We start from the raw sequence: 22,364 nt of genomic DNA, 5'->3' as shown, positions 1-22,364 counted from the left end.
GGCCACACGCTGGGCACGCATGCAGCTGCTGGCACGCCCACGCAGGCCCGAAGCCCTGCCGCAGCGACTGGATCGCCGCCGCATCTATGTACTGCCGACGCGCTTCGGCCTGTTCGTCGCCACCCTGCTGTCGGCGATGCTGCTGGGCGCATTGAACTACAACAACAACCCGGCCCTGCTGCTGGCACTGTTGCTGGCCGCAGCAGCGATCGCCAGCGCCATTGCCGCGCACCTGCAGCTGTCCGGCATACAGATCGATGCAATCTCCGCCGAGCCGGTTCCGGCCGGGCACCCCCTGCGCCTGCGCGTGGACCTGTCGTTGCGCGACCCGCGCGCGCGCCACGGGCTGCACCTGCAGCTGGGCGCAAGCGAGGCGTGGGTCGCACTGCCTGCACACGGTCGCGGCGAAGTGGAGCTGGATGTCCCCAGCGAGCGCCGCGGCTGGCTGGAACTGCCGCGCATCCGCCTGTCCAGCACGCAGCCGCTGGGGCTGGTGCGGGCATGGTCGTGGGTGTGGCCGGAGCAGCCGCTGCTGGTTTATCCACTGGCCGAGGCACTGGCACCACCCCTTCCGGAAAGTGGCAGCGATCCACTGCACACCCGCGCCCATGCCAGTGGCGAAGAGCTGCACCAGCTGCGACCCTATCGTGCCGGCGACGCCCCGCGCAGCATTGCCTGGAAACACTCGGCGCGCCGCGACAGCCTGCTGGTACGCGAATACGAGAAGCCGATCGGCATCGAAGTGGTGCTGGACTGGCGCACGCTGGCGCCGCTGGGCCATGAAGCACGCATCGCGCGGTTGGCACGCTGGGTCGACATGGCCGAGCGCGAAGGCCGGCGCTACACGCTGCTGCTTCCAGCCCATCCCCCGTTCGGGCCCGGCCAGGGCGCCAGCCACCACCACCTGTGCCTGCGCGCACTGGCGCTGATGCCCCATGACTGAGCCTGCCGTCCTGCTCGATCGCAACGCCCGCAGCTGGACCCTGGCCAGCGCAGCGCTGGCGCTGCTGCCACTGCTGCTGCAGCTGCCGCCGGTGCTGGCCATCGTGATCGCGATCACCGCCGTGCTGACCGCTGCGCTTTCCTGGCGGCGGGTGCTGCCGATGCCGGTGCGCCTGCTGCTGGTGCTGGCCATGCTCGCCACCATCGTCTGGCAGATGGGCATGGTGCGGCCGGGGCGTGATACCGGCTGTGCGCTGCTGGCGGCGATGCTGGCCATCAAATCCAGCGAACTGCGCAACCTGCGTGATGCGCGCAGCCTGCTCGGTTTCGCGCTGTTCTCGCCGTTCGCGGCCTTCCTGCTCGACCAGGGCCCGCTGACCACGGGACTGGCTGCGCTGGCCGCGGTTGCCGCACTGCTGGCCCTGCAACGCCTGGCCCAGGACGAGGGCCGCAGCCCACGCCTGCCACTGCACGGTCAACTGCGCGGCGTCGGCCGCCTGCTTGGCATCGGCCTGCCGCTGGCACTGGCCTGCTTCTGGCTGTTCCCGCGCTTGTCCACGCCGTTGTGGGGCGTACCCGAACGAGCGGTGGGTACACCCGGCCTGGCTGACAGCATGGCGCCGGACCAATGGCTGGACCTGATGGCCGACGACACCCCGGCGCTGCGCGTGCAGTTCTTCGGCGCCGTGCCCGAGCCCGCGCAGCGCTATTGGCGCGGCCCGGTGCTGACTTCCTTCGATGGCCACCGCTGGAGCCGCGATCGCGCGACGGCCCGGCGCCCCGCCCCCGTGGTCGAAGCCGCCGCACGGGGATGGGACTACCAGATCGACTACGAACCCACCGACCGTCGCCTGCTGGTGGCCCTGGACCTGCCCAGCCGCGCACCGGAAGGCAGCAGTTTCGATGCGGACATGAGCCTGCGCAGCGACCGCACGCTGTCCGCGCTCAGCCGCTGGCGGTTGCATTCGGCGCCTCCGCAACGGTTCGACACCGATCTGTCGCCCTACCTGCGCCGTGCCGCGCTGCAGCTTCCCCCCGGCTTCAATCCGCGCACCGCCCAGCTGGCACGGCAATGGCGGCAGGAGGCCGGCAACGATGACGAAGCCATCGTCCGCCGAGCGCTGCAGTGGATCACCCGCGACTTCTCCTACACGCTCGATACCCCGGTGGCCGGGCGCGATCCGGTCGACGATTTCCTGTTCAACTACAAGGCCGGCTTCTGCCAGCACTTCAGCTCGGCCTTCGTGGTGCTGATGCGCAACGCCGGCATTCCGGCCCGGGTGGTGACCGGCTTCGCAGGTGGCACCCGCAACCGCATCGGGGACTACTGGGTAGTGCGGCGCATGGACGCCCACGCCTGGGCCGAAGTCTGGCTGCCCCAGCGCGGCTGGGTCCGGGTGGACCCGACTGCGGCCGTGGCACCGGAACGCATCCTGGACACGCTGGACGACCGCTTGCAGGCCGGCACGGACACCCCGCTGCAGCAGCGCTGGCTGCAGCTGGGGCAGATGGGTGACTGGCTGCGCCGTGGCTGGAACGACCTGGTGCTTTCCTTCGACGCACGCCGTCAGCAGCAGCTGCTCAGGCCGTTCGGGCTGGATGATCTCGGGCCGGCGCAGCTGGTGGCCGGCTTCGTGGTCGCCGCACTGCTGGCATTGGCATGGATGGCCTGGCTGCTGGCCCGCGGCGAGCGCGAGCGCGACCCGCTGCTGCGCGCCTGGCACCGGCTGGGGCGGCGCTATGCGCGCCTTGGCCTGGCCCGCGCCCCCCACGAGACGGCATGCGACTGGTCACGACGGGTACACGCCGTGCGCCCCGACCCCGCCCTGCTGGCACTCAGCCAGCGTTTCGCCGACGCGCGTTACGCTGGAACTTGCACCGACCTCGCTTCATTATTGCGGGACCTGCGCAGGCATCGCCCGACTTCCGGAGCCTCCCCATGAACACCAAGTTCCTCCTCACCGCTGTGGCCACGCTGGCCCTGTCGGCCTGCGCCACGGCCCCCAAGCCGCTGCAGGGACAGTTCAGCCTGGTCTCCCCGCGCGACTCGGTCGCCACCCAGCAGGTCGGCACGCCGGTCCGATGGGGTGGTCGCATCATTGAGACCAAGCCCGGCCAGGGCGAGACCTGCTTCCAGATGATCTCGCGCCCCCTCAACGCCAGTGGCCGCCCGAACACCACCTCGTCGGACGCCAGCGACGGCCGCTTCATTGCCTGCCGCGCCGGCTTCTACGACCCGGCCGTGTTTGAAGCCGGCCGCGACGTGACCTTCATCGGCAAGATCGACGGCTACCAGAACACCCGCATCGGGGAGTACGACTATCGCCTGCCGAAGCTGTCGGCCGATGTGATCTACCTGTGGCCGGAACAGCGCCAGGTCGATGTGGTGCCCTACCCCTATGGCCCGTGGGGCCCGGGCCCGTATGGCCCGTACTGGGGTGGTTACGGCCGTTGGGGCTGGTGGTGATCGCCACCGGCCATGCGTGATCGAAAAAGGCCGCCTTCGGGCGGCCTTTTTTTCATCCACGCATCGCATGGATCCACTGCGGGCAATGGTGGATGCCGGGCGCTCAGCGCCCCGGCGTACCGAAATGCCCCAGCGGCGCACCGGCCAGCAGGTGCATGTGGATGTGGAACACGGTCTGCCCGGCATCCTCGCGGCAGTTCATCACGATGCGGTAGCCGTCCTGCGCGAACCCTTCGCGGCGCGCATATTCGGCGGCAGCCAGGGCAAGCTTCCCGATCAGGTGCGCCTGCGACGGCTGCAGGTCGTCCAGGGTCGGGATGATCTCGTTCTTCGGAATGAACAGTACGTGCACCGGCGCCTGCGGTGCGATGTCCTTGAAGCCCAGCACCTCGTCGTCCTCGTAGACGATGGTGGCCGGGATCTCGCGACGGATGATCTTGCTGAAGAGGGTTTCGTTGCTCATGGTCGGCCTCGGCGGGAGTATCTTCCGCATTGTAGGCCGGCCGCGCCGGGCGATGCCCGGGTGGCGCTCAATCGCGGAATTCGCTGCGCGTTCCGAACGCGTGCGACAGCGTGCCGCGGTCAACGTATTCAAGCTCGCCACCGAGCGGCAGGCCCTGTGCCAGCCGGCTGGGCTGCACCTTGCGCGCGCGCGCCAGCTGCGCCAGGTAGTGCGCGGTGGCTTCGCCTTCGACGGTGGCACTGGTGGCGATGATCAGCTCCTGCACCTCACCGTCGGCCAGACGCTGCTCCAGCTGCTCCAGGCCCAGCTCGCGCGGGCCGATGCCATCGAGCGGCGACAGCCGGCCCTGCAGCACGAAGTAGACACCGCGGAAGCCGGTGGCGTTTTCGATGGCCAGGCGGTCGGCCGGCGATTCGACCACGCACAGCTGGCTGCGCTCGCGGCTGCTGTTGGCACAGGTCGGGCACAGCTCGGTTTCGCTGAAGTCGCGGCACTGCGCGCAGTGGCCGATGCGCTCCACCGCCAGCGCCAGGGCTTCGGCCAGTCGCTGGCCACCTTCGCGCTCGCGCTCGAGCAGGTGGTAGGCCATGCGCTGTGCGGTCTTCTGGCCCACGCCAGGCAGCACCCGCAGTGCGTCGATCAATTGTTCAAGCAGGGGTGCGGACACGGCGGCATGCTTTCATGGCGTCGAGCAGGCTCGACAGCTACAGATTCTGTGGCACCCGCTTGCACGGGTGCCACGCTGGCAATCAGAACGGCAGCTTCATGCCCGGCGGCAGCTGCATGCCGGCGGTGGCCGAACCCATCTTCGACTTCGACTCGGCGTCGATCTTGTTCGAAGCGTCGTTGAAGGCGGCGGCGATCAGGTCTTCCAGCATCTCCGGGTCGCTGGTCAGCGACGGGTCGATGCGCACCTTGCGGCATTCCTTGGCACCGGTCAGGGTCACGCTGACCATGCCGCCGCCGGCACTGCCGGTCACTTCGATCTTGGCGATTTCTTCCTGGGCCTTCTGCAGGTTTTCCTGCATCTTCTGGGCCTGCTGCATCAGTTGGGCGATGTTTCCGCGCATGGTGTCTTACTCGTCAAAAGAACGGATGGAATCGGAAACAACCCGGGCACCGTGCTGCTGGATCAGCACCTGCACTTCCGGGTCGTCCATGAAAACGGCCTCTGCCACCTGCTGCCGCTCGCCACGCTGGCGGTCGGCCCGCTGATGCAGGGTCTCGGCCGGAACGTGTTCGGTTTCCACGGTCTCGACCACGATCTTCGGCGCCTGGCCGAGGGCCTTCTGCAGCATCTCGCCCAGGGCAGCCAGCGCGCGCTCCGAGCGCAGGTATTCAAATCCGGGCGAAAGGCCCAGTTTCAAGGTCCCGTGCTGGCAGCTGATGAACGCGGCGTTGGCGGCCAGCTGCCGCGAGGGGCCGCTGAGGCCGCTGTTGGCGACCAGGTCCAGCCAGTCTTCGGCCGTGGCCAGCTCGCTGACACCTTCCTGCGGCGCGGCGGCATGCGCCGGGGCCGGCTTGGCATGTTCGGCCGGCGCAATGGCAATGCCTTCGGCGCGGAACGGGCGCTCGGGCGGCGCAGGCTCGCTGGGAGCCGCGACGGGAGCCGGCGGTTCGTGCCAGGGCGCAGCCATGGCGGCGTCCGGGCCGGACATCTCGGCCGCCAATGCCTCGTCACGCGCCTCGGCTTCGTCAGTGGCCCACGGCGGCAGGTCGTCGCCTGCCTCTGCAGTGACGGCAGGCGCCGGCACCTGTGGCTCAGCCTTCACCGGCGGCGGCGACACGGGCTCTTCCACCGGAACCGGCTCGGGCTCCGGCGTCGGATCTGGTTCCGGTTGCGGGGCCGGTTCGGGCTCGGGTTCAGGTTCGCGCGGCGCGGCCTGCACCGGCGCGGCTGCCTGCGCCGCTACCGCCGGGCTGCCCGAAGCGGCAGCGGCGGCCGGCGTCGCATCGCGGCTACCGGTACCGGCGCCACCACCGGCAGCGTTGCCACCCGGCGTGCCGCCCAACGCACCGTCGACGGCCTTCGGCACCGGCGGTACCGCTGCGGCCGGACGGAACGCCAGCATGCGCAGCACGGCCATTTCAAAGCCCGCGCGCGGGCTGGGTGCCAGCGGCAGGTCGCGGCGGCCATTCAAGGCCATCTGGTACCAGAGCTGCACCACTTCCGGGCGCAGGCGCTCGGCGAATGCGGCGACATCCAGGCCTTCCGCCGCGGCAGCGCCCGGCACCAGCTGCTGCACCTGGATGCGGTGCAGCCCTTCGGCCAGCGCTTCCAGCACACCACTCCAGTCCGGCGAGAACTCTGCCAGCGCGGCTACCACCTGCAGCAGGCGCGGGCCATCGCCGTCGGCCAGCGCATCGAGCATCGCCGCCACCTGGGTGCGGTCCACGGTACCCAGCATGGTGCGCACCACGTCCTCACGCAGCGCGCCGCCGGCATAGGCGATCGCCTGGTCCAGCAGTGACAGGCCATCGCGCAGGCTGCCGTCAGCGGCCTTGGCCAGCTGCACGATGGCGCTTCCATCGGCCTCGATCGCTTCCGCCGCCAGGATGCGGGTCATCTGGCCCTGGATCTGGTCTTCATCCAGGCGCTTGAGGTTGAACTGCAGGCAGCGGCTGAGCACGGTGACCGGCAGCTTCTGCGGATCGGTGGTGGCCAGCAGGAACTTCACATGTTCCGGCGGTTCTTCCAGCGTCTTCAGCAGCGCGTTGAACGCCGCCTTGGACAGCATGTGCACTTCGTCGATCAGGTAGACCTTGTACTTGCCGCGCGAGGGCATGTACTGCGCGTTCTCGATCACCTCGCGCACGTCATCCACACCGGTGTTGGACGCGGCGTCGATTTCCAGCAGGTCGATGTAGCGGCCGGCGTCGATGTCCAGGCAGGCCGCGCACTGGCCGCACGGGTCGGCGCTGGTGCCCTGCTCGCAGTTCAGCGACTTGGCGAAGATGCGCGCGATGGTGGTCTTGCCCACGCCACGCGTACCGGTGAACAGGAACGCATGGTGGACCCGGCCGCTGTCCAGCGCATTGCTGAGCGCACGGACCACGTGTTCCTGGCCCACCAGCTCGGCGAAACGCTTCGGACGCCACTTGCGGGCAAGGACGAGATAGGACATCAGGCCACCGTTTTCCATCGGATGTTCCATTGTGCCATGCCTGTCCAGCCCCCTCGCCAACAATGCCGCTGGATGCGCCCCTGATCGGGGTGCTTGTGTCCGGCCGCGCCGCCCGCTAGAATCTGCGCCCCTGCTGAGGCGTTTGCCGATGGCAGGGATCCGGAGAGGTGTCCGAGTGGTTGAAGGAGCACGCCTGGAAAGTGTGTAAGCGTCTAAACCGCGCTTCGGGGGTTCGAATCCCCCTCTCTCCGCCAGATTACGCAAACCCCTGTTTACGCAGGGGTTTTTGCTTTTCTGGGGTGACCTTCGGCGGGACACAAATCGGGACACATCTCTCGATGCGCATCCCCCATCACCTCACCTGCTCTCCCACCGGCCTTTGGGCTTTCCGGCAACGCGTGCCTACCGACCTCCAAGGCCTGGTTGGCCGACGCGTCTTCAAGCGCACGTTGCGCACCCGCGACCTGCCCACGGCCAGACTGCGCGCACTGGCCCTGGCTGCGGGCTATGCTCAGGCCTTCGATGTGTTGAGGGACCAACGCGTGGACAAGCTGAGCAAGCGCGAGGCCGATGAACTGATCGCCCGCCTGACCCAATCCGACAACCTGAAGGAATTGATCCTTCACCGGTCCCGCGCCGCCGATGGCACGGTCACCGAGCGCTGGCAGATCGACAACGAGGAAGACCTGCGGCTTTTCCAGAAGATGCAACGCCAGGGCGCAGACCCGTTGCTGGACGCCGTCAACGGCGCCCCCTCCCCCGCCCCGGCACCAGTCCCGAAGTCCAAACTGACCCCCATCACCCTCGAAGACGCCTGCGACGCTTGGCTGGCCACGCTCAAGGGCAACACGCTGCCCAAGACTTGGACGATCAAGCGCACGGCCATCGTTTCCCTGGTCGGCTTCCGCGGGAGCAAGACCAAGCTCCACACGCTGATGCGCACGGACTTGGCCCGCTGGTATCAGCACATGCGCGAAGAGGGCGCCTCAACCCCCACCCTGACCAACAAGCAGTCTTACATTGGCGGCAAGGGCGGCTTCTTCGAGTGGGCCATGGCCTCGGGCTACTACCCGAGGGGCGACAATGTTGCCGCTGGGCATGTCAGCTACTCCATCCGAGAGAAGCGAGCTCGGCGAAAGTTCGGCTTCAAGCCTTACGACACCCACCAAGTCCAAGCCCTCTTTGCGCCAGCCGCCTTCGAGCGACTGGCGCTTTCCGCCCGATGGGCCGCGGTCATCGGTCTTTACACCGGCGCTCGCGCCGCCGAGGTGGGCCAACTGCTTCCCAGCGATGTCACCGAGCAGGCGGGATTGCTCTGCATCCACATGTCCGACGAAGGGGAGCATCAGAAGCTCAAATCCGATGCCAGCATCCGAACCGTCCCTGTTCACCCTGATCTGCTGGCCCTCGGGTTTAAGGAATGGGTTGAGGGATTACGGGCGGCAGATGCAAAACGGTTGTTCCCGGCCGCCAAACCGGATGCCAAGAACGGCGCCGGCAATTGGATCACTAAGGCGTTCGGCCGCCACCTGGAAGCCGTGGGCAAGAACTGGACGCCCGGCAAGCGCGGCTTCCATTCGCTCCGGAAAACCGTCATTCAGTCGCTTCAAGGAGCGGGCGTACCGTCCGAGCTCCGAGCCCAGGTGGTGGGACACGAGTTGGACGACGAGCACCACGCGACGTATAGCCGCGAATTCACCGCCCACGAGAAGCTGCATGGGCCTGGAAAGAACACCCCGGGATTGGCGGTGCTGGATTTTGGCTTGAACCTGCCTGCGCTGCGCGCCCTTTTGAACGACCAAACGCCCAGAAAGCGCGTTAGAAGGACGTCGACAGGTTAGTCTTTAGATATTCGACATCAGGGGGATGTATGGGACGACGGAGCGGCCTAGAAGGGTTTCTGCGGGCAGCCGGCCGGGCAGCGGCGGCAGCGCAGCGCGAAAACAAGCGCCAGCAGCGAATGCAAGCGACGCAACTGAGGCAGTTGGAGCGCCATGAGCGTATGGCTGCTGCGCAACAGATGCGGGAGCTGCGCGCCCTGGAGAAGCAGGAGAAGGAAGCTGCGCGCTTGGCCAAAGCCGAATATCTCCAAGACCGACAGGCGGAAGCAGACGACCTCAACGCCGAGCTCAAAGACCGGCTGGAGGAACTGGAGGGCCTGCTTCTTCACACCCTGTCGGTGAACGACACCATCAGCTTCGACAGCCTGCGTCACACCGATCCCTATCCCGGCTTCAAGGTGCCCAAGGACTTGGTTCCGGGGTTGGCGCCGGTCGAGGTCGAGGTTCCGGGTCCCACCGGCTTCGCGCGCTTTTGGCCCGGGGCTGCAAAGCGGCACTTGGCAGCCCAGGCGGCGGCCCATCAAGCCCACCAGCAGGTTCTCGAACAGTTCCATCGAGCGGAAGCGCAAAAGAAGCAACGGCTGGCCGATCTACGGGCCCAACACGAGACCGAACGCACGCTCTATGAGGCTGACGTTGGTCGCCGAAACGCTGAAGTGGATGAGTTTCAGAGCGCCTACCTGGCTCACGAGCCTGATGCCGCCGTGGCCTACAACGACATGGTGCTCACGCGCTCCGAATACCCCTCCGAGGGCTTCCCTCAGGCGTTCAAGCTGGCCTATGCCGAGGCATCCAAAGAACTGGTCATTGAGTATGACCTCCCCGAGGTGGGCGTCGTTCCCACCGAAGCCGATTATCGCTACGTCAAAACACGCGATGCGATCGACTCCAAGGCGCGCAAGGCCAGCGACATCAAATCGCTCTACCAAGACATCATTGCCTCAATCGCGCTGAGGACCTTGCACGAAGCCTTTGAGGCCGATCAAGCAAACGCATTGGCGCTGGTCACCTTCAATGGCGTGGTGGACACCCACGATCCCACCACCGGCCAAGAGGTTCGGGTGCCGGTGGTGTCCGTCCGCGCAACGAAGGCCGCCTTCCTTCAGCTGCGGCTCGAACGCGTGGAGAAAGTCGCATGCCTGCGCAGCCTGGGTGCTCAAGTGTCAAACAGGCCCGATGAATTGCAGGCCATCAAACCAATCGTCGAATTCAACATGGTCGACAAGCGCTTCATCGCGCAATCGGACGTGCTCTCAGGACTTGAATCGCGCCCCAACCTTCTGGATCTGACCCCCAGCGAGTTCGAATCACTCGTCTCCAACCTGTTCAGTCGGATGGGGCTGGACACGAAACTGACCCGGAGCTCCCGCGATGGCGGAGTGGATGCGGTGGCCTTTGACACCCGGCCCGTCTTGGGCGGGAAGGTCGTCATACAGGCCAAGCGCTATCGGGACACCGTAGGGGTCAGCGCGGTTCGCGATCTTTACGGGACCATGCTCAACGAAGGCGCCAGCAAGGGCATCTTGGTTTGCACCAGCGGCTACGGCACCGAAGCCTTCAACTTTGCCAAAGACAAGCCCATTGAGCTGATCGACGGGGGTGGTCTGCTCTACTTGCTGAGGGAACACGCCGGCTTGGATGCACGCATCGCAGCTTAAGGATAAGAACATGGCTAACGGATCAGTCCCTCACGACACCAAAGTGGCCGTTTTGGTCGATTGCGACAACGTCAGTCCCGAGATCGTGGAGCACGCCCTGCTGATGGTGGCCCAGTTCGGGCGCGTGGTGCTGCGCCGCGGGTATGGAAACCACGCCACGTTGGCGAACCGCTGGCAGGAAGTGCTCGTCCAACAGGCGTTTACACCTTGCCTCCAATACCAATACGCCTCTGGAAAAAACACTTCCGACATTGCCCTGGCTCTCGATGCTCAAGAGGCGTTGTTCGATCATCGTGCCGACACCTTCTGCCTGGTGACCAGTGACTCCGACTTCGCTTACCTATGCCGAAAGCTGCGGGAGCGCGGAGCGACTGTCTGTATCGTCGGCGAGCCCAAGACGCCAGCGGCCCTGCGAAACGCTTGCGATCAGTTCTTCGAATGGGAGCGCAAAGCAGTCGCCGAGCCCTGCGAAGACCGACCCAATGCATCACCGGCCAAAGCGGAGGGCAACAAAGTTGAGCCCGCGGCAGTCGACACCAAGCCGCTTCCCAAGCGCCGTCCCAAGTTCGTGGTGGAAGCGGTCACGCTGCTGGCTGGAGACACCTCAGAAGGCGAGGTAGGACTGGGGCCGTTGGGCCAATACCTCAAACGAACAGACCCGTCCTTCTCTCCCAATGCCTATGGGCATTCGGGCCTACTCAGCATGCTGAAGACCTATGACCTGCTGACCCTACGCCGGCAGGAAGGAGGCCAGTGGACCGTCAGTCTCGCGCCGGAAAGCAGCCCAGCAAGACAAGACTGAAACGCAGCAACTCTCGACGCTTAAGGCAAGGCATACAAACAGCAAATGTGTGACGCGGTGCGTCATCATCCGCTTGCGCATTTCCGTCTGGGTGCTTCGATGTGAAGAACCTTCACCAGATGAATTACAAATGCCAGCAAACGTCGAACTTCGTATCGCCAGCCAGGTTCTTCAAGCCTTGTTGCCTGAAAACAACACCCGCAACGCTGCTGAGCGTGAGTTGGATGTTCAACATGCGCTGGATGTCGCAAGATTACTGTTGCGTCGATTCGCCGAATCGCAGGGAGGCCATGGAGGTCAGCCCCTTACCTACGCTCCTACGAGAAGCACTGTATCGCAAGCGGCGAGCGTGGACCGCAGCCAAGTGCCGATGAGCTTCCCTTCACCCGATGCTTGGCGTGCGTCTCGCGGCCTTCCGCCAGCGAAACCGCTGCCGGCTCGAAAACCATCGGTGGGCACCGGCCCCCATTGAACAATAGCCCCGCATTCGCGGGGCTTGTTTTTTACAGGGTCAGTGGAACGTTGGCCCTCGGGGGACCGACGGGACGGAACCCAAGACGCTCGAGGCCACCTGCTTCGGCTCAGCGAGCGTAGGAGCGACAGCCTGTGAGGGATGGGGCAACGCTGCAAGCAGTTCAGCCTTGGTAAGGATCTCAGCATCGATGGCATTCAGCTCTCCCTCCGATGCCCGCTCCTGAGCCGCCTTCAGCTCGGCTGTATGTTTCTCGAGAACCGAAAGCCGCCGCCCTCGGCGCAGGGTCCACTCCGACCTCGAGTATCTGGTCGACCCCGGCGGACAATCGGCGTTGAACCGTTCCCACTCCTGCTCGGCCATGTGACGCAGCCTGGTTGCACTCTTCACGTTAAGCAGCCTGCGAGCCCGGCTGATGATGAGGGACTTAAGGGCACGAACCTGGAGCGAAGCACTGGTGACCCACTGCCGAAGCTCGCTGGTTTCTCCTTGAGAGGAAAGCTGCCGCTGAGCCCACCTCAAGGCATCGCGAACCTTCTCCATGGCCAAGTCTGCCCTAGCCCAGGAAATCTCGTCCACGTCGCGCAGTGCATCGAGAATCTTTTCGACAAGGCTGATGGGCGTCGGTTCCGGCGTATGCCCGTGAGACGAGAGGAGCAGGTTCTGCAGCCGGATCCCGGATACGCCTCGCATCTCCAGCCCCCCAAGTAGCCCCGCGGTTTCTGCATTGAGCACTCGTCCAGTTCGCTTTGCGGCCTCTTGGCCAGGCACTGGGACGGGCTTTCCTTCCAGCCCTGCTTTGCGCACGAGGAAGTCATAGTGCCCCCGATTGTTTTCGGCGATCTGGTCATTCGTGCTTGCCTTGTCCGTCGCCACACCCTTCCCAGCTAGGGCCGCAGCATGCTTGCCTAGGTGCTGAGTCGGTTCACGGGAGAGCGCCGCTGCCGCCAAGTCGTCGCCTCGCTCCATCGCAGACCGTGCTTGTTCGGCCAGACTTCGGTGGTCGATGGTGCTGGTAAGGCCGGCCGCCTCCAAGTGGGCATTTGTAGTCGCCGCGACCATCTCCCGAATCCACTGCACCTGGACCTTGCCAGACGGCCCCACGTCCAGCTCCCGGGTTTTGTCCCCAAAGCCCTCAGGTCCGAGGCGGCGCGTGGTGGCCAGGATGTGGACATGGTGGTTGAGCCCATCAGGCGTCCCAGGCGAATGGATGCTGGCCTGGACAGCGAACCCGTAACGATCGACCAGCGCGTCGGCGATGACAAACGCCAAGTGCGCCCGCTGCTCTTCGGATAGCTCATGGGGTAAGGAGACTTCAAACTCCCTCGCCACAGTCGAGTCTTTCCGCCGCTCCGCGGCCTCTGCGACTGCCCAGAGCTCCCGGGGATCCAAGGCCCATTGGGGAGCGTCTGGCGGCGCAAGACAGAAGCTCTCGACGACACCACTACGGCGGCGGTAGTCATGAAGCTGCCCGGTTAGCAAGTCCGTGAGCAGCAGCCCTCCCCGGTAGGCGGCTGCCGCGACGGCTGATTGGCCTTTGCCTCGGCTGAAGGTTTTGATTGAGGTGTGGAAGATAGCCATAGAAACTCCTGAAAACAGGAGTATTTATGGATCAGCTTTTGCTTTTGGCAAGCCTCGCAGAGGCTTGGGGTCCCAGGGGCGAAGCCCTTGGCGCACGCGTTCCGCAGGAACGCCTAAGTGCGCTCTTGCTTATCGTCCAAAGAGAGCGCCTGCTACGGTCAGATTGCCAAATAGCGAATGACGACACCTTGACGCATCGCAGCCTCTAAAGGGCAGCCGGTTCGCCATAAGGACGCGAACAGACTCACTACGCATCTAAGACTACCAGGCGTCGCATTCTAGCGAACTGAATATTCCCTACTCTTATCAATGAGCGCAGAAAATTTGCAGGAAATATTGACCAAAAAAGGCACTCTCTTCACCACCACCGACTCATATAACTTCAATGCACGCTCCAATATCTCAACGTCATTAGCTTTTATGAATTCATACTGGAGATACATCATCCTCTTGTACTTCTCCTCTTGACCTTCAAGATCGAAGCGTTCCAGTGCATTTTCAGGAACAGGAAGCATGTAGTTGAGAGAGATGAGGCCAAGCTTGTTGTCAGGATTACCTCTTTCATGCAACTTAAAAGCAGTGCAAGAAGAAGATTTTATTTTTTCCTGAGATGCCTTATACGAAGTCAGTGGCGCGAAAAAGTTATGCCCTCCTATCTGCAGTACAACGCCGATGAAGGGCTTCTTACCTTTGTAGTTATCACCCGAGCTATTGGGGACCTTTGAATCCACCGCCCTAAGTAGATCGAGATACTCTTCCTTGACCGTGTAGAAATGCATCGCAAACCCTCCCTAAGTATTCAGAAATTCCATTTTTCCAAAAAAAAAGTGGCCGAAGCCACTTTTTTGTATAGCTAGGTGAGCGTATCACCTGATTTCAACTTCGCACTCAAGGTAGCGTATCACCTGATTTCAACTTCGCACTCAAGGTAGCGTATCACCTGATTTCAACTTCGCACTCAAGGTAGCGTATCACCTGATTTCAACTTCGCACTCAAGGTAGCGTATCACCTGATTTCAACTTCGCACTCAAGGTAGCGTATCACCTGATTTCAACTTCGCACTCGAGGTAGCGTATCACCTGATTTCAACTTCGCACTCGAGGTAGCGTATCACCTGATTTCAACTTCGCACTCAAGGTAGCGTATCACCTGATTTCAACTTCGCACTCAAGGTAGCGTATCACCTGATTTCAACTTCTCATTCAAGGTGGCGAATCACCTTGATGGGCACATCCTAGTAGAAGCTGGCCAACCTGTCAACAAGGACGCCCCCTTTCATTCACAATCGTGAATTTAACGCGCGCAAAGCCCAGGATGATCGAGCAGAGCATGCCGAACTGTAGTTGGCTGATGCAGCCTAACGCAACAACAGTTCCATGTATACACCACAGCCCAGCATGCTCCTACCGTGGCTGTGGGGCTGAATTCGCCTTACCATCCTGAACAGTCGAGCGTAACGGATTGGTTGAGGGCAATCCATCGCCCCAGAAGCTTGCGGGCGCCGCGTGCCAAAGACAAGCTACCACGGAGTTTCGTCGTCTGGCCGCTCAGCGAAAACTGAGGCCAGTTCGGGATGGGACTCGGGCACCATCATCTCGATCAGCCGCTCTCCTTGCGCCAATAGATGGTCGTAGGTCATGACCGTGATTCCATGCATGCGCCGATTGAGACCGTGGAGAGCGCGCTGCTGCTCGTCTGTCCACTCATGGGAGCGACCGATGACGATAGTGGCGCGCGGGTGGTAAGCCACCACTTCCTTGTGGTCGAGCAAGCCCTTGTCAGCGAAGTCGTGGAGCATGTCGAGGTAGCGGTGGCACTGACCGATGGCTTTCGATACCTCGGCGGAAAAGTAGTGGTTCTTGTGAGCTTTGTCATAGAGCAGAACTTCCATGTCGGGCCGTTTCAGCTCAACGATGTCTCGATAGCCCGCAATGACGTTAGGCAACATCAGATCGATGTTGTCCCCAGTGGTGATTGCACGCACCTCGTCCCGAACCACGTAAGCATTACCGAAGGCCCAGCAGTGCTTTTCGCACCATGACTGGTAGACCTGCTCTGCCGCCTCCCCACGCCCCAAGCTCGAGCGCAGCTCAGCGACTGCCGAGCGCATTTCGCTGAGGCGGATAGATCCGCGTAGCGCGGTGGTCAGTTCGTGAGTGAGCTCCGTGCTAGCCAAGTGCTGGACCAGGTCCGAATGCGAGAGCACCTTAGTAAGCGCGCCGACCAGGGTCTGCGGATCGTGCCCGCTTAGATCCGCCGCCCCGTTAGCCACCTTGATCAGGATGAACTCACCGGCTTCCGATTGCTGCGCCAATGGAAGATGCGTCTGAAGGTATTTGAAGAGCTTGAGCGTGGAGGCCTCGGTCAAGGTGATGCTCTTGACCGGGTCCTCCTGCCAGGGCGAAGCCTTGGTCTTCTTGAATCCCTCAAGCTTTATGGAGAACTCTGTATGGTCGCTATGAGGAATCAGCCATCCAACCACATGCAGCTTGGTCCGCGTCGTCTCATTGAGGACCACGACGGGCACATAGTCGAGCTTTCCGCTGCTCGCCGTCTTCCGAACGACTTTAGCCAAATCCCCTGCCTCGCTCATTGCATCTCTTCCTTGGGCCACGGTGCCCGGATAGTCTCAGCTCTGCTTCGCAAGCGCCATCAGGTGACGCAGCGCTCCCGCCCGGTCCTTCCATGTGTCGACGTTCCACGATGGATGGTAGACCCACGTCATCAGGGCTGACCCTCCCTCGTAGTCCAGTGACCAGACTTCCCTGGATTCGATGTAGCGTGGCTTGCTCGCTCCTCGATTCACCTGTTGGGCAATGAAGGGCTCTAAGCCAGGTTGTGGTTCACCATGACTAAAGAACCGCCAAGCGGTGCGACCCAGAACCAGCACCACATCCGGGTTTAGGACTGGCAGGATATCGTTGACCAAAACGTTGCCACCATCCCGCAGCGCCTGGCTGCGCGGCCGATGATTTGCTTTGGTGCCAGCGAAAGCCTGGGATAGGTTGATGAAGGCAATGCGCCGCCAGACCTCTGCCGCCTCCGCTATCGAATGCTGACTGTCCCCGGTAAGCACCAGGTCCAAGGCACGAAAGAATGGACCATCACTGGAATCCCGAACCCGAGTAGCCATCCCTTGAAAGATGTTCTTGGTGTATGGCCGGGTCACCTCTACGGCATCGCTGACTCCTTCCGTCCGATAGTGAGACTCCCCAAGCAGCAACAGCCGCTGCCCATCGAAGCCTTGGGAAAAGCGCTCACCCACGTAAGGGACGAAGCGGACAGATGCCGGCCAAACTTCCTCTAACATCGACTTCCTCATGCCACGCCTCCGTCAAACTGGCCCGATTTAGGATGCGAAGAACGAGAAACCAAACTCAAAACCCTAACAACGAGAAATTTTCATTTAACCAATGTTCAGCAAAAGATGGGAGCCTGAACGTGTTTTGTTAGCTTATACATATTAAACAGTACGGTAATGACTCCGAATATTGGCCACCCCTCCGGATACAAGCCATTGATTTAAATGTAAATGCCACAGGATTTCCAGGCGGTACGATTGGCCGGGCCGAGGCGCAAATCGGCACCTATCTGGCAATGCCTAAGGCCGTGAACAAGACTCCGATTTTTCGTTGACGATTTTTGGGCCCGCAATATCTGTACTTCCATCCTTCAGATGGAAGCAACGCAGTGACCTCCCCCACCTCGCAACACCTCAACTCTTACTTGGCCGACCCAACCGGCACGCTGAAACTGACAGACGTTCGCATTGGCCGTGTCCGCATCGGTGAAATGATCGTCACTGGTCGAGAAGCAGCGATCCATGCTCAAGAGATCATCAACGATGCCTGTGAGCGGACCCGTCGGGCGCACCTTGGAAAGGGCGGCACGCGCTACCCAGAGCCGCTCCCCCTGGCCGCCCCTGCCCGCCTACTGTCGATTGAGATCCGCGACTACGTGGCTGACCGGGAGCGCATGGGCCTGACACGCAACACCATCGAGGCCACAGCGCGGTCACTGAAGATGCTTCAGATGGCCTGCGGGGATATTCCGGTGTCTCGGATCGACCACGTTCACATCTACCGACTCTGGGAGCTCATGCGTTGGGCTCCTCCTCTTCTCCAGTCGGACCCGCAGTATAGGAGCTACACATACGAGCAAGCGGTAGCTCAGGGGAAGGCACTCTGTGTCCAGCCGCCCGCACCGGCCACCGTAGAGAAGCACCGACGATTCCTGGTCACCTTCTTTGGCCGACTGGAAAAAGCAAAAGCCATTGCGGGCTCTCCCATGCACTTTTTCCCTGAGGCGAAGAAGGATCTGGTCATTGACCCCGACAGGGCGGAGCGCTTGTTTGACGAAGAAGATTTGCGTCGCATTTTCGCGCCCAACACATTCATCCCCTGGGCCATGAAAGCACCTCACCGGTGGTGGGTGCCGATGATTGGACTCCATACGGGAGCGCGTATCAATGAAGTCGCTCAGCTGAAATTGAATGACATCGTCCAAGAGGCTGGCGTGTGGTGCATCCGGATTCAGAAGACCGTCGATAGCGACCTCAGTCATAAGGATCGCAACCGGAGCCGCCAAAGCCTAAAAGGCAAAGCAGCCGTCCGAACGCTCCCCATTCCCCAACCGCTGCTCGATGCTGGTTTCCTGGCGTTCGTGGAGGACATCCGAGCTTGCGGCCATCCTCGCCTCTTCCCCCACCTGTCTGCCGGTGTGCGACGCGACACTGGCGAGACCAACGCCCGTTACAGCCAAGGCATCCTCAACCAGTTCAGCAGATACATGAAGGATCTCGGCTTTCCTAAAGGCGTCGGGTTCCACGCCTTCCGGCACACCCTTGCCACGGAGCTGCATCACATGGGGGTGGCCGATGAAGACATCGCCTTGGTCACCGGCACTCCATCAGCAAGCGGGTCCCCGTGCTGCATGAGGCCTACTTCCACAAGAAGCCAGCATTAGCGAGGACGAAGCAGATTGCAGTTGTGGAGAGGTATCGGCCCGACGTGGCGCTGCCGGCCTATCAGGCGGGTCAGTTCAAGAGTGCGTTGTCGGACCCTCGAAGGTTCTACCCTTGATAGCTTCGCGCAGCAGTGGGGCCGGTCGACATGTCGGCACGGGCGTCCACCAGGCCTGCGTTAGGGTTGATAATGGTCCTCCTCATCGGAAGAGGCCTCGACGTGACCTACGAACAACTCGCAAAGATCGCTGCCAACTTTGGTTTGCGAGACTCCATCGTTCATATCTGGGCCTACAGCCTGCATATTGGCCATGGGTATGACCTGCCCATGGAATATGCCCACTCTCGCCCAGGCTTGGCCGATCAGATCAGGCCGCATGTCTTTGAGTTCTATTTGGACCTCTACGTAAGAGAAATCCTCCAACATGCGGGTCCTTCAAAAGGGGCACGCCGCTCGCTACGCAACTGGAACGACCTCGGTGCCTTGCACAATGCCATTCGAGGCTACAGCGAGTTCAAGGCAAAGTGCGACCTCGACATTTGGACAACGATGCATCGAATTGGGCACCAGCAGCTGCCGCACTTCGATCGCTTTGACGCTGCCTACTTCGGACGCTACTGGTCGCTCTACAAGCGCGGCCGCCTTTCAAACATTGTATTCAGAACTCTAGGGCTGACCTCTGAAGACTACTTCCTCGTGGCTGGGGCAACCCAAGCGCTGTTCATGCAGAACTATGAGGTGTCGCTGATGCCGCAACTGGCGACGCTTGGCCTGGATTCTTCCGCGGTGGCTGCAAGAGTGGCAGCCATCAGCGGAACGCCCAAGCTACTGCGGAACCGCTGCGCCCTGGATGCTCGTTACGACTCATCTTGGGACTACACCCCGAATCCCATCGCCGTGAAGCCCCTGATCCAGCTGCGCTCTGACGCTCCCGAACGCCTGGCATGTCCACGGCCCTCCTTACTGGGGAAGCGCCTTCTGGCTGGGCTCTTCTATGACTTAGCAGATGCCGATGGATTCGCTCAGGCGTATGGCGATGCCTTTGAGGAACTGGTAGGCGATTGCTTTAGCCACCTAACCGGTCAGACGAAAGCTGAGCGTCCTGCCCCGTATTTTGTAGGCAAGTCGCAGCACCACGGAAGCGACTGGCTGCTGAGGGACTCATCCACAAGTCTTTTTGTGGAGTGCAAGACCATGCGCATTCCCGTCCCAGCACGACTCGCAGCCGGTCCCGGCGATTTGGAGTCCGGACTGACGCGCCTGGCAAAGGCGGTTGTTCAGAACTATCGCAATATTTTGGATGCAACATCAGGACGTGCCGGCATCAAGCTGCCGGATGGGCCTATCTACTCCCTGATAGTGACCTTGGAGGACTGGATCCTCTTTAGCCATAAGTCCGTTGATGCGCTCACCAGCCTCGTGGAGAAGGAGCTGGAGGCACGAGGGATGGATACTGGCCTCCAAGAGCGTTACCCCTTTTCCATCGTCAGCTACGCTGCGCTGCCAGAAGTGGTTGACTCCATCAGTGAGCATGGCCTCCGCATCTTTACCGAAAAATCCACCCACCGATTCAAGGGCTACCTCTTTCCCCAGTTTTTGAAGGATGCCGAGCTCAGTAAAGAGGGATCGGCAGCCTCCATGTTTGACCGTGAATGCGAAGACCTGATGGCCCGGCTCAAGGCTAAGTTTCCGGCAGTGGCGGCCCACTGACGGTCTCCCCATCCTCCTTCTATTTCCTGATCCAGTTCGCGTTGAGCTTCTGGATGGGAGGTTCATTGCCAAGGACTACCCACAAACAACGGCCATTGCGTTTACCGCAGCGGGAAACAACTTCGAACTAGCCATTGCGGTTGCCATCGGAGCATTTGGACTCGCCTCCCCGGTAGCGTTTGCCGCAGTGATCGAGCCACTTGTCGAGGTCCCAGTGCTGGTTCTGCTTGTTCATGTCGCTATCCGATGGGGCAGACGACTGTTTCCTACTGACGTGCGGCTGCCTTAACGTCTGCGCAGCATGGGTCTTGCGCTATTTTTAGCAATCAAAGTTGCACGATGGACTGATCCCTCCGCCAACCGTTCTTCCCCCAATGACATGAGATGGATGGACGGGTTCGGCGTCTGCCGCTGAACTGTCAGTCGCCCAAGAAGACGCGCGATGCTGTCGTTGTCCTCGAACTCCGCTCTCAGGACCCTACGCCATGCAGATGCCAATAGGTCGGCCACTTGGACGCCAGGAACGTCATGCGATCGGACGAACTTCGAATCCCGCATGACAGCCCCCAAGTTCACCGCTGACTTTATGGCATGGCCTGCCGCCTCTTGGAGGTAGGCCGGGATGTCTTCGGGGGCACTCCTGAAGTGCTTCTCAAAGTGAGAGTAATCGAAGCCCTCGACAAAGATCCCGGGGTCTCGCAAAGACTTGGCTTGTATGAGGCCCGGTGCCATGTGGGTGAGCGTCTGCTCAAACAGGGGGCGAGCTGAGTTCTTCTCGTCCATGCGCCATTTAAAGCTGCTCAGCGCGGCAGGAACGCGCTGGGCATAGTAGAGCGTAGTCATCCGAAAGACCTGATCCAGCAGGTCTATTTGCGCCACCATCTGGATGTATAGCTGTGGAGACAGGCGCTCAAGTCTGCCCGACAGGTCATCGATGGAAGCACGCCCCTCTTCGTAAAGCATCTTTGGACGGTTGGCCCTGACGCTCGCAACCTGCTTCTTCTGATGGGATACGACCGCTTCGGGGTCTTGATGGCCGAGGTCAATCGCAGAGATGAAGAGCGTTGCTTCGAGCTTACCAAGCTCGCCTAGGAAGTCCTTCAGGTTTGCTTCTGACAGATCTTTCAGTTTGACCTCGTCCTGGATACCGCGCCCCAAGCGTCGTTTGAGCAGTCCTAGCGACAGCTCTACCCGCTTCCTGGCCACCTCTGGGACGACATACCCCGCAACGACACACCAGCTGTCGCCCCTCGTCGCAGAAACGAAGCTGCCGGACTCATCTACATAGATGAACATTCCCTCTCCCCAGTTCGAAAGCAGCGGCCATAGTCTTCACTCATGGCAATCGTCTCTGCACCGCCGCGTGCACGCCATCTCGCAGACACGGACCTTCACCCGACCGATATCCGATTCTCAGAAGGGGACAGTGTTCGGTTTCAGCACCGGAGTGTTCGAGCTACTGCTCTCAGGTGCCCCGCCTCCGAACTCCCCCGTCAGTCGATAGACGAAGCTTGGATGACCGTTGCGGTTACTCTCTGTGGGACGGTGCCTAACTAGCCCCCACTCCACCAACTGCGATATCCCTGCACTGACATGTTCGGGCCGCACGCGTGAGTAGCGCTGAAGCGTCTCATGCATCGCCAGCGCATCACCCGTTTTGCCATCACGCAAGAAAAGCAGGACAGGCAGAAGCTTCCAAGCCGCCAAGACAGTCACTCCTCTGTTGAACTTGAGCTTCAGCGCTTGGCTAGTCGCAATCCTTGGAACCTGCCTAAAGGCGTTCGGCGCGTGCAGAAGCTGCGTATAGCGGTTCCGGTAGCCGTCACGCTCTACCTGCAACACGCCAGCCTGCTCCAGGGCCGCCAGGGCTCTGCCCAACATCGGCCTAGCAAGAGCGGTGCGATCTTGCAGGAATGACATCCCCATCTCGACCTGACGAGTATGGAAGTTCACCTCTAGCGCGAGCGCCAAATAGACCTTATGAGAGGCGATGTGCGTGCCCACCTCCCCATTGGCCCCGGTGAGGGAAGCCAGCTTTCCGGAGTCCACTGCCGCTTTCGGGAAGCTTCCCCACTTGGTGCTCATTCTTTCCGCTTCCTGATTGCGGCCAAGACTACATAGAGGGACATCCCCACCAGAGAAAGAGCCATTACGACGAGGAGCATTGCCGCAGCAAAGACCGGGTCAGTCTGGGAGGCCATGCGTTCAAAGAAGTCGAGGATGGACTGGAGAAGTGCCATAACTTGCCGCTCGGAGATCGATGCTGGAAGTTTTTCCTATCCTCAACAGCAGTATCTAGATAGAGCTACACGCTATCAGAGCTAAAATTTCTCCACAA

Annotated in this window: 17 protein-coding genes, 1 tRNA gene and 2 pseudogenes; 10 read left to right on the top strand and 10 right to left on the bottom strand. The window is 61.7% G+C overall.

Going from position 1 to position 22,364, the window contains the following annotated elements:
- Positions 1–19 precede the first annotated feature (19 nt).
- From VG556_RS03950 to VG556_RS03940, 3 genes are read left to right on the top strand one after another with little or no spacing between them, the layout of a single operon-like run.
- Complete coding sequence (locus tag VG556_RS03950; protein ID WP_162292847.1) at positions 20–943, top strand: DUF58 domain-containing protein; 924 nt, start codon at positions 20–22, stop codon at positions 941–943.
- Positions 936–2,885, top strand: a complete 1,950-nt coding sequence (locus VG556_RS03945) for a transglutaminase TgpA family protein (protein ID WP_100449549.1) — start codon at positions 936–938, stop codon at positions 2,883–2,885. The genes VG556_RS03950 and VG556_RS03945 overlap by 8 nt, the downstream gene beginning before the upstream one ends.
- On the top strand, positions 2,882–3,409 hold the full coding sequence (locus VG556_RS03940) for a Slp family lipoprotein (RefSeq protein WP_014036182.1): 528 nt from the start codon (positions 2,882–2,884) through the stop codon (positions 3,407–3,409). Before VG556_RS03945 ends, VG556_RS03940 begins: the two co-directional genes overlap by 4 nt.
- Positions 3,410–3,512: 103 nt before the next feature.
- On the opposite strand, the gene VG556_RS03935 is transcribed toward VG556_RS03940, so the two are convergent.
- From VG556_RS03935 to dnaX, 4 genes are all read right to left on the bottom strand, one after another.
- Complete coding sequence (locus VG556_RS03935) at positions 3,513–3,872, bottom strand: histidine triad nucleotide-binding protein (protein WP_014646179.1); 360 nt, start codon at positions 3,870–3,872, stop codon at positions 3,513–3,515.
- Between the two features lie 67 nt (positions 3,873–3,939).
- Positions 3,940–4,539: a recombination mediator RecR gene (gene recR / locus VG556_RS03930; protein WP_014646178.1), complete on the bottom strand. Its 600-nt coding sequence runs from the start codon at positions 4,537–4,539 to the stop codon at positions 3,940–3,942.
- A gap of 82 nt (positions 4,540–4,621) precedes the next feature.
- The gene (locus tag VG556_RS03925; protein ID WP_005408298.1) at positions 4,622–4,942 is read right to left on the bottom strand and encodes a YbaB/EbfC family nucleoid-associated protein; all 321 of its coding nucleotides are present in this window, start codon (positions 4,940–4,942) and stop codon (positions 4,622–4,624) included.
- 6 nt (positions 4,943–4,948) lie between these two features.
- Complete coding sequence (gene dnaX / locus VG556_RS03920; RefSeq protein WP_046429188.1) at positions 4,949–7,015, bottom strand: DNA polymerase III subunit gamma/tau; 2,067 nt, start codon at positions 7,013–7,015, stop codon at positions 4,949–4,951.
- A 143-nt stretch (positions 7,016–7,158) separates the two neighbouring features.
- Here dnaX and VG556_RS03915 point away from each other — a divergent pair.
- The 4 genes from VG556_RS03915 to VG556_RS03900 all read left to right on the top strand — a co-directional run bounded on the left by VG556_RS03915 (position 7,159) and on the right by VG556_RS03900 (position 11,298).
- Positions 7,159–7,251 (top strand) — tRNA-Ser (locus VG556_RS03915).
- Positions 7,252–7,335: 84 nt separating this feature from the next.
- The gene (locus VG556_RS03910; RefSeq protein WP_100449548.1) at positions 7,336–8,838 is read left to right on the top strand and encodes a site-specific integrase; all 1,503 of its coding nucleotides are present in this window, start codon (positions 7,336–7,338) and stop codon (positions 8,836–8,838) included.
- Between the two features lie 29 nt (positions 8,839–8,867).
- Positions 8,868–10,496 carry a restriction endonuclease gene (locus tag VG556_RS03905; RefSeq protein WP_100449547.1) on the top strand — a complete coding sequence of 543 codons (1,629 nt, stop codon included), beginning with the start codon at positions 8,868–8,870 and terminating at the stop codon, positions 10,494–10,496.
- A 10-nt stretch (positions 10,497–10,506) separates the two neighbouring features.
- Positions 10,507–11,298, top strand: coding sequence for an NYN domain-containing protein (locus VG556_RS03900; RefSeq protein WP_070490115.1), 792 nt, complete (start codon positions 10,507–10,509; stop codon positions 11,296–11,298).
- Between the two features lie 511 nt (positions 11,299–11,809).
- Here the strand turns inward: VG556_RS03900 and mobQ are convergent.
- The 4 genes from mobQ to VG556_RS03880 all read right to left on the bottom strand — a co-directional run bounded on the left by mobQ (position 11,810) and on the right by VG556_RS03880 (position 16,674).
- On the bottom strand, positions 11,810–13,351 hold the full coding sequence (gene mobQ, locus VG556_RS03895) for a MobQ family relaxase (protein ID WP_100449546.1): 1,542 nt from the start codon (positions 13,349–13,351) through the stop codon (positions 11,810–11,812).
- Positions 13,352–13,629: 278 nt separating this feature from the next.
- The gene (locus VG556_RS03890) at positions 13,630–14,130 is read right to left on the bottom strand and encodes a type III toxin-antitoxin system ToxN/AbiQ family toxin (RefSeq protein ID WP_100449545.1); all 501 of its coding nucleotides are present in this window, start codon (positions 14,128–14,130) and stop codon (positions 13,630–13,632) included.
- Positions 14,131–14,871: 741 nt separating this feature from the next.
- Positions 14,872–15,945 carry a Shedu anti-phage system protein SduA domain-containing protein gene (locus VG556_RS03885; RefSeq protein WP_238381417.1) on the bottom strand — a complete coding sequence of 358 codons (1,074 nt, stop codon included), beginning with the start codon at positions 15,943–15,945 and terminating at the stop codon, positions 14,872–14,874.
- Positions 15,946–15,981: 36 nt separating this feature from the next.
- Positions 15,982–16,674, bottom strand: coding sequence for a hypothetical protein (locus VG556_RS03880; protein ID WP_100449544.1), 693 nt, complete (start codon positions 16,672–16,674; stop codon positions 15,982–15,984).
- A gap of 368 nt (positions 16,675–17,042) precedes the next feature.
- Here VG556_RS03880 and VG556_RS03875 point away from each other — a divergent pair.
- The 3 genes and pseudogenes from VG556_RS03875 to VG556_RS03865 all read left to right on the top strand — a co-directional run.
- Positions 17,043–18,433: pseudogene (locus tag VG556_RS03875) on the top strand (site-specific integrase).
- Positions 18,434–18,535: 102 nt separating this feature from the next.
- Positions 18,536–20,026 carry a hypothetical protein gene (locus VG556_RS03870; protein WP_232092440.1) on the top strand — a complete coding sequence of 497 codons (1,491 nt, stop codon included), beginning with the start codon at positions 18,536–18,538 and terminating at the stop codon, positions 20,024–20,026.
- 8 nt (positions 20,027–20,034) lie between these two features.
- Positions 20,035–20,315: pseudogene (locus tag VG556_RS03865) on the top strand (arsenical-resistance protein); the annotation flags it as partial.
- Here the strand turns inward: VG556_RS03865 and VG556_RS03860 are convergent.
- Both VG556_RS03860 and VG556_RS03855 read right to left on the bottom strand, forming a co-directional pair.
- Entirely contained in the window at positions 20,312–21,322 is a 1,011-nt protein-coding gene (locus VG556_RS03860) for a DUF3800 domain-containing protein (RefSeq protein ID WP_100449543.1), read from the bottom strand. The pseudogene VG556_RS03865 and the gene VG556_RS03860 overlap by 4 nt on opposite strands.
- A gap of 117 nt (positions 21,323–21,439) precedes the next feature.
- Positions 21,440–22,111 carry a hypothetical protein gene (locus VG556_RS03855; protein WP_232092439.1) on the bottom strand — a complete coding sequence of 224 codons (672 nt, stop codon included), beginning with the start codon at positions 22,109–22,111 and terminating at the stop codon, positions 21,440–21,442.
- Positions 22,112–22,364: the final 253 nt, after the last annotated feature.

Source organism: Stenotrophomonas sp. CASM106 (assembly GCF_049384825.1).
Classification (GTDB): Bacteria; Pseudomonadota; Gammaproteobacteria; order Xanthomonadales; family Xanthomonadaceae; genus Stenotrophomonas; species Stenotrophomonas muris.
The sequence above is the reverse complement of the archived record's forward strand: the minus strand, read 5'-3'. Positions and strand labels throughout refer to the sequence as shown.

Excerpts from the sequence above, each read along its gene's own strand:
- VG556_RS03950 (WP_162292847.1), top strand. The coding sequence starts at position 20 with ATGCAGCTGCTGGCACGCCCACGCAGGCCCGAAGCCCTGCCGCAGCGA.
- VG556_RS03945 (WP_100449549.1), top strand. The coding sequence starts at position 936 with ATGACTGAGCCTGCCGTCCTGCTCGATCGCAACGCCCGCAGCTGGACC.
- VG556_RS03940 (WP_014036182.1), top strand. The coding sequence starts at position 2,882 with ATGAACACCAAGTTCCTCCTCACCGCTGTGGCCACGCTGGCCCTGTCG.
- VG556_RS03935 (WP_014646179.1), bottom strand. The coding sequence starts at position 3,872 with ATGAGCAACGAAACCCTCTTCAGCAAGATCATCCGTCGCGAGATCCCG.
- VG556_RS03925 (WP_005408298.1), bottom strand. The coding sequence starts at position 4,942 with ATGCGCGGAAACATCGCCCAACTGATGCAGCAGGCCCAGAAGATGCAG.
- dnaX (WP_046429188.1), bottom strand. The coding sequence starts at position 7,015 with ATGGAAAACGGTGGCCTGATGTCCTATCTCGTCCTTGCCCGCAAGTGG.
- VG556_RS03910 (WP_100449548.1), top strand. The coding sequence starts at position 7,336 with ATGCGCATCCCCCATCACCTCACCTGCTCTCCCACCGGCCTTTGGGCT.
- VG556_RS03905 (WP_100449547.1), top strand. The coding sequence starts at position 8,868 with ATGGGACGACGGAGCGGCCTAGAAGGGTTTCTGCGGGCAGCCGGCCGG.
- VG556_RS03900 (WP_070490115.1), top strand. The coding sequence starts at position 10,507 with ATGGCTAACGGATCAGTCCCTCACGACACCAAAGTGGCCGTTTTGGTC.
- mobQ (WP_100449546.1), bottom strand. The coding sequence starts at position 13,351 with ATGGCTATCTTCCACACCTCAATCAAAACCTTCAGCCGAGGCAAAGGC.
- VG556_RS03890 (WP_100449545.1), bottom strand. The coding sequence starts at position 14,130 with ATGCATTTCTACACGGTCAAGGAAGAGTATCTCGATCTACTTAGGGCG.
- VG556_RS03885 (WP_238381417.1), bottom strand. The coding sequence starts at position 15,945 with ATGAGCGAGGCAGGGGATTTGGCTAAAGTCGTTCGGAAGACGGCGAGC.
- VG556_RS03880 (WP_100449544.1), bottom strand. The coding sequence starts at position 16,674 with ATGAGGAAGTCGATGTTAGAGGAAGTTTGGCCGGCATCTGTCCGCTTC.
- VG556_RS03860 (WP_100449543.1), bottom strand. The coding sequence starts at position 21,322 with ATGTTCATCTATGTAGATGAGTCCGGCAGCTTCGTTTCTGCGACGAGG.
- VG556_RS03855 (WP_232092439.1), bottom strand. The coding sequence starts at position 22,111 with ATGAGCACCAAGTGGGGAAGCTTCCCGAAAGCGGCAGTGGACTCCGGA.